8 protein-coding genes are annotated in these 6,332 nt (G+C 69.1%); 4 read left to right on the top strand and 4 right to left on the bottom strand.

The window, feature by feature from the left end; translation table 11 throughout:
- Positions 1–109: 109 nt before the first annotated feature.
- Entirely contained in the window at positions 110–826 is a 717-nt protein-coding gene (locus tag ETD83_RS38205; RefSeq protein ID WP_138650074.1) for a choice-of-anchor P family protein, read from the top strand.
- Positions 827–896: 70 nt separating this feature from the next.
- Here ETD83_RS38205 and ETD83_RS43220 read toward each other — a convergent pair whose 3' ends face one another.
- On the bottom strand, positions 897–1,040 hold the full coding sequence (locus tag ETD83_RS43220) for a hypothetical protein (RefSeq protein ID WP_171064677.1): 144 nt from the start codon (positions 1,038–1,040) through the stop codon (positions 897–899).
- Between the two features lie 7 nt (positions 1,041–1,047).
- Complete coding sequence (locus ETD83_RS38200; RefSeq protein ID WP_138650073.1) at positions 1,048–1,608, bottom strand: ATP-binding protein; 561 nt, start codon at positions 1,606–1,608, stop codon at positions 1,048–1,050.
- Between the two features lie 184 nt (positions 1,609–1,792).
- Between ETD83_RS38200 and ETD83_RS38195 the strand changes: the two genes are divergently transcribed.
- Both ETD83_RS38195 and ETD83_RS38190 read left to right on the top strand, forming a co-directional pair.
- Complete coding sequence (locus ETD83_RS38195; RefSeq protein WP_138650072.1) at positions 1,793–2,653, top strand: helix-turn-helix domain-containing protein; 861 nt, start codon at positions 1,793–1,795, stop codon at positions 2,651–2,653.
- On the top strand, positions 2,654–2,923 hold the full coding sequence (locus tag ETD83_RS38190) for a DUF397 domain-containing protein (RefSeq protein ID WP_205718116.1): 270 nt from the start codon (positions 2,654–2,656) through the stop codon (positions 2,921–2,923).
- Positions 2,924–2,930: 7 nt separating this feature from the next.
- On the opposite strand, the gene ETD83_RS38185 is transcribed toward ETD83_RS38190, so the two are convergent.
- On the bottom strand, positions 2,931–4,097 hold the full coding sequence (locus ETD83_RS38185; protein WP_138650070.1) for an NADAR family protein: 1,167 nt from the start codon (positions 4,095–4,097) through the stop codon (positions 2,931–2,933).
- 78 nt (positions 4,098–4,175) lie between these two features.
- Positions 4,176–5,741 carry a S1 family peptidase gene (locus ETD83_RS38180; protein WP_171064676.1) on the bottom strand — a complete coding sequence of 522 codons (1,566 nt, stop codon included), beginning with the start codon at positions 5,739–5,741 and terminating at the stop codon, positions 4,176–4,178.
- 346 nt (positions 5,742–6,087) lie between these two features.
- Here ETD83_RS38180 and ETD83_RS45120 point away from each other — a divergent pair, with 346 nt between their 5' ends.
- Positions 6,088–6,267, top strand: coding sequence for a hypothetical protein (locus ETD83_RS45120; protein ID WP_230421466.1), 180 nt, complete (start codon positions 6,088–6,090; stop codon positions 6,265–6,267).
- The last annotated feature ends 65 nt before the right edge of the window (positions 6,268–6,332 follow it).

Raw genomic sequence — 6,332 nt, 5'->3', positions numbered from 1 at the left:
CTCACCGCCCGTCCGCCCGTCCTCCCTCCGGCCGTTCTCACCGACCGGCAGGGATGACCCCCGAAAGCCCGCGCCACCCATAGTTCGAAACCCCCCGAGGAGATCAACCGTGCGTTTGCAGACCATCACGAAGTGCGCGGCCGTCGCCGGCGCGCTCGCGCTGCCCTTCGCGGCCCTCGTCCCCGCCGCGTCCGCGACCGGTGGCGGCGTCGGCTCCGCCGTCGCCATCTCCGCGACCGGGCCGGTCGCCGTCCCGCCGACGCCGTCGGTGACGTCCACCGGCCACAAGCCGGTGCGCAAGAGCGTCGCCGAGCTGCCCGCCAACGCGCTCGGGATCGAGGCGAGCCTGCTCAACGCCGCCGCCTGGGCCGGGCACGGCCGGGCCTCCGTCGCCGACCTCCGGATCGCCAAGATCGGCCTGAGCGCCAGCGCCGTCACGGCCAAGTGCGAGAACGGCAACGGCGTCTCGCACCTGAAGAAGGCGACGCTGAACGGCCGCAAGCTGAAGCTCACCGCGGCGCCCAACTCGGCCCTGACCGTCAACCTGAACGGCCTCGGCTCCGCCACGGTCACGCTGAACAAGCACGTCCGCGACCACGACGGCAACCTCTCCATCACCGCCATCGAGGTGAGCGCGACCCTCGCGGGCAAGACCCAGACGATCGCGATCTCGTCCGTCACCTGCGGTAAGGGCGGGAAGCCGGGGCAGCCGTCCGAGCCGCCGTCGCAGCCGTCCGAGCCGGGCACGCCGTCGACGCCGTCCACCCCGCCGGACGCCGCGCCCGCGCCCACCCCGGTCACCGGCGACCTCCCCGTCACCGGCTGACGCACGCAGCAGCAGGAAGGGCCCGCGGACGTGGGGTTGCGCGGGCCCTTCCGCCTATCCGGGGCGACGGTCACAGCAGGAACGCGGCCAGCACCAGCGCCACGAGGATCATCCCCATGCCCGTCCCGACGAGTGCGCCGTGCACCATACCCAGCGCGTACCGGTCGGACGCTCCCCGGTGGCTGACGGGCCTCCGTCGCGGATGGCCGTTCACGTGAACCTCACCCGGAACCAGACCATGACCTCGTCCTGCGGCAGCATCGTGATGCCCACTGGTCGCTGAACGCCTCCACCATCTCCAGCCCGCGCCCGCTCTCAGCGTCCGGTGCGGCGGGCGCTTGCCTCTGCGGCCACCTCCCGTCCGGCCGCCCGTCGTTGCGGACCGCGACCTCCACCCACGTGCCGTCCACCTCGTAGGACACTCGGACGTGCAGTCCCGCGCCATAGAGGACGGCGTTCGCGAGGATCTCCGACAGCGCCTGGACCGCATCGCCGATCACCGGGTGCCCGTCCCCGAACTCCCGGCCTAGGACGTCCCGCAGCCACCGTCGTCCCACCGCAACGCTCTCGACCTCGGTCGGGAGCCGAAGAGACCCCTTGACCAGCCGCAGCCGCGACTCCGGACGCCCCCGCGTCCCGTCCTCAACGGGCAGGCCCAGCCTCCGCCGCGCCTCCCCCGCACGGCCCGGCCTTGCGGACAGGTCCTCCGGGACGTCGTCCAGCGACCAGCCCTGGGCCTCCCGGGTCCTGAGACGCCTGCCCACCCGTCCGACGATTCCCATCAGGCCCGTCCCCTCGTCCAGCGCGGACGTATCCAGCCGAATACCCAGAAGATCCGAACACGCCGCGTCATGAGTCGCTACGCTCCGAGTGTGAGGTGACCGTCCGCAAGCTGGCAAGCGAATCGAGTGACCTAGTTCAAAGAATCTGCGGTCACATGGTGTGCAAACTTCTCGGGGAGGAATCATGACGACAAGACGGACGAGCCCCACGGTCCGCCGCCGTCGCCTGGCCGCGATCATGCGCCAGCTCCGCAAGGACGCGAAGAAAACCCGAGAGGAAGCGGCGACGTTCGCGAGCATCAGCCCGGTCACGATCAGCCGCATCGAGGCGGCCGCACACAACCCGAAGCCCGGCGACATCGCCATGCTCTGCAAGTTCTACGCCCTCGGAGAGCAGGAGACCGACGAACTCGTGACCCTGGCCCGCCAGTGCCGCATCAAGGGCTGGTGGCAGAAGTACGACGACGTACTGCTCAAGGGGTTCGATGTCTACGTGGGGCTTGAAGAGGAAGCCGCCGAATTGCGCTCCTATCAACCCGAGTTGATCACTGGCCTGCTTCAGACCCCTGACTACATGCGAGCCCTGGTATTGGCCGAACTCGACGTGCCCGACGAAGTCGAGCTAGAACGCCGGGTCACTGTTCGCATGCGGCGACAAGAAAACTTGTTGAGCGGGGACGCACCGGATCAGATCTGGGCGATCGTCCATGAAGGGGCCCTTCGGCTTCAAGTGGGCGGACCAGACGTGATGCGAGGCCAGCTTCAGCACCTGCTTGACCTGGCCCGTACGAACCTTCTGACACTCCAGGTCCTGCCATTCGCCGCTGGTGCGCACCCTGGGATGCAGACCGGCTTCTATCTACTCGGCTTCACTCATCCCGCCGACCCGGACATTGCGTACATTGAGTACAGGACGGGCGGCATCTTTCTGGAGCATCCGGACGAGGTTTCCGTCTATGCCAAGGTCTTCGACCAGCTTCGCGCCAGGGCCACTGGTCCGGACGAAGCCCGATCGCTGATCGAGCGAATATTGACCGAGATGTAGGTGACCAGAGTGGATTTCTCCGACGTGTTCTGGCGCAAGAGTCGCCACAGTGGCAACGGTGGCGAGGCGTGTGTTGAGGTGGCGTCCTGGCGGGTCAGCACGCACAGTGGTGAAGGCGGGGCCCATTGCGTCGAGGTGGGGGCTTGTGAGTGCTGTGGGACAGGTGTCCGTGACAGCAAGGATCCTGACGGGCCGAAGTTGGCGTTCAGTGTCGGGGCCTGGCGCGTCTTCCATGGGGACGTCCTTGCGGGACGGTACGACCTGCCGTAGGTCTCGCTCAGCGGTGTGGACTGAACGACTGCGGGCTTGAGGTGCGGTCAGTCGGGGTGGGGGTGTGGAGTTCGGCTCGGGTTAGTTCAAGTAGGCGGCCGGTCCAGTTGCGGCCTTTGCCTGGGCCGCGGTCGGTCCAGAAGGGGGACTCGGAGTAGCCGGTGTAGCTGATGCGCGCGTCTGCTGTGGATAGCAGGATCTCGGCCAGTTCGGGGTGCTGGGTGAATTTGGCGCGTAGTAGGGCGGTCATCACTGCGGTGCGGATGAGCGGCCAGTCCGGGCGCAGGGTGCAGCGGCCGCCGAGTTCGTGTGCCTCGCGGACGGTGGCGGACTCCTGGATGCGGTCGTGGTCGGGGCGGTCGGCCGCGGCGAGGGCCCAGTAGCCGTGGATGATCGTGGGATACGTCTGGTCGTTGTAGGTGAACGGGGCCGGGAACTCGTTGCGGAGTGCGAACAGGTCCAGTTGTTCCGGGGGTTCGGCCGGTGGGTTGAGCCGCTCGTGGAGGGTGATCGTTGGGGCGCCGGGTGGTGCGGGGTCGTCGGCGTGCAGGACGGCCAGGTGCTCGCGGCTCTCCCGCACTCCCCGGTCGCCGGAATCGAAGTACTCCAGGACGTCGGCGTGCATTTCTGGAGTGGCGATCGGGCCGTCTCCGCACACCGGCTCGCCGATATCGGTGGTCAACTTCCGCAACGGGATGTCCTGCCGGTCCATGTCGCCCAGGACGAACACCCGGCGGTGCGGTGGGATCGCCAGGTACGCGTCCCGGACGAGCAGCCGGTTGGCCTCGACCGGCTCACCCTGATAGCGCTTGATCGCGTCCCAGCACAGGTCCGAGGTCGTCGGACGGCCGTTCAGGGCTTCGATCTCGTCCGCGACCTCGCCGAGGAAACCCTCGTTCGTCAGCGGCTCCGGATAGCGGGCCGTCCAGCGCGGCACCGGCTCGGGGCGCTCGGGCGCCGGACGTCCCGGATCGGTGAGAGCGATCTTCCCGGACTCCAGGCGCCGGCGGAGTCCTTGCAGGTCCATCGTTTCCTGGCAGCTGAGCAGGCCGTCGGCGTAGGCGAAGAGGTCAGTGACGTGGTATCCGGAGTGTCCCTTGACCCAGACGTGGCACCAGGAACCGTCGATCCGCTCGCCGTCTACCAGCCGGTGCGTCGGCCTATTCCACGGCATCCGCGTAGGTTAGCGCGGGATGTCGGCGGGCCCGCCCTCGACGATGCGTCGAATCGGGCGGGCCGCCGGGTGCGTTGATCAAGAGCAGAAGGAATCCAGGCGGGCGCTGGCGCGGCGGCCGTCGGCGTCGACGACCGAGACCGAGACGAAGGTGTCGCCTACGGGGGCGCACCTTGCGGACAGGAGGACGAAGTTGCCGTCGTAGTCGTCGACTCGCCTGACGTCCCTGCCGTTCGTACTGACCTGGACGGAGTCGGGATCGGTGCCGCCCTCCCAGTTCAGGTCGCAGGTGAAGCGGCCGTAGTCGGCGTAGCAGTTGAACGCGGTGATCATCGGGGGTGGGGGAGAGGGGCGTGCATCGGCGAACAGAAGCCGGACGCCGAGGCCGAGCTGGGTCGCGTTGATGGGCTGGTAGGTGGTGGTGAAGCCGACGCCGGTGCAGGTGGTGGACACCGTGTGACCCTGTGCCTGACCGGTGCCCGGGGTGATGACCGGGCCGCCGGAGTCGCCGCCGATGCTGCAGAAGCGCGCCGAGTTGAGGCCGAGAACCGTCACCTGGCCCAGGCTGCGGACCCCGTCGTCGTACTCGACGAGCAGGTTCTGGTTGGTGGCGACTATTGGGCCGCAGCGGTACTGGCTGACCCTGCCGAAGGAGCAGACCGTGTCACCCTGCCTGGCCGCCTGGGATCCCAGGACCGGGGTGGTGCTGAAGAACGATGTCCGTACGGCCGGTAGCACCCGGTTGCTCGGCTCGGAATTGAGCTGTATGTAGGCCCGGTCGAACGTCCGGGTGGCCGGTGTGACCGGGGGAGGGAGCGGGAAGGACGACTTGGCGGCGCGCGCGGCCCCACCCGAACCGCCGATGACGGTGTCGAAGTCGACGAAGTTTCCCCGCTCGACGCAGTGCCCCGCGGTGACGAAACCGGTCGAGCCGTCCGTGAGCGATCTGACCCCGAACCCGGCGGTGCAGCGGTTCCCGGACAGCAGGTTGACGTAGCCGTCGCCGCCGACCAGGTCGGCGGTCGCCTTCTGCGGGCCCTGGCTCTGGTCGAAGGTCACCAGGGCGGCGGGCACGTCGGCGGCGGTGACCCACTCGGCGGCGGCGCTCTGCCGGCCGGGGGCGGCCAAGACCACCAGGCGGTTGCGGCGGGCGTCGACGTACCATCCGTGCACGGCTTTGCCGAGCTGCTTGCCGGCGTGGGTCTGCAGCTTGAGCTGGGCCAACGCCAGCTCGGCGCGGGAGTGCGTCGCCAGCGCGGGGGTGGCGCCCGTGGCGCGGACGGCCTGCGCGGCGCGCTGGTCGGTGACCGCGACCATCAGGGCCGAGCCGTCCTCGTTCAGCCAGGAACCCGCGAAGTGCCGTCCGGCGGCGCGGCGGGCCCGTGCTTCGACGGCCCCGGCGGCGTGCTGGCGGCCGAGCCGGGTGATCGCTTGGGCGCGGGTCAGGTGCATGTCCCGCTGCATCGCCTCGATCATCTTCGGCGACGTCCGCGCCGCTCCCTCCGCCACTCCGGGCGTCGGAACCAGCAGTACCGGGCCGGAGCCTGTGGCCGGGCCCGGATCGGCCGCCGCCGCACCTGCCGGCGCCACGGCCCCGGCCGGGGCGGCAAGCGCGGCCAGCAGCATGCATACCGCCACCAACACCGCGGGCAACGGTGAACGAACCAAAGATCTTCGCATTGGGCACCTCGACATCGAGTGACATTCCGAACTACTGGTATTCGCCGCTCGATACCGTTCGGATGAATGTCCATCGGTCCCGCCGGAGATGATCGAGGTATCGTCCACGCGTGGACGGTTCTGGCTCCAGCCCCCGTGTTCTCGTGATCGGGCTCGACCCCTATCGGGTGCCTGGGCCCTGGGATCCCAGGCCGGTGGTCGAGGCGATCGAGGCGGGAGTCGCGCGATTCGCCGAGCACGGCGTCGGCGTGGAGACCTGCCTGTTCGGCCTCGACGGAAGCGACGACGTGGAAGGGTCGTCGGTGGTGCGTTGCGCGCCCGGGCGTGGGAGTGCGTCGTCGTCGGGGGCGGTCTGCGGACCGCGGACGATCAGATCGAGCTGTTCGAGCGATTGATCAATCTGGTGCGGCGGCACGCTCCCGACGCGGCGATCGCGTTCAACCGCACCCCGGCGGACATCTTCGACGCCGCCGCTCGCTGGATCGGGTGACGCCCGCGAATATTTGGGTGACGGCCGCGAGGGTGGGTGGGGTCGTCAGCGGTCGCAGGTGGTGG

This window comes from Actinomadura soli (assembly GCF_005889715.1).
Classification (GTDB): Bacteria; Actinomycetota; Actinomycetes; order Streptosporangiales; family Streptosporangiaceae; genus Spirillospora; species Spirillospora soli.
This window is presented reverse-complemented; position numbering and strand designations above follow the sequence as displayed.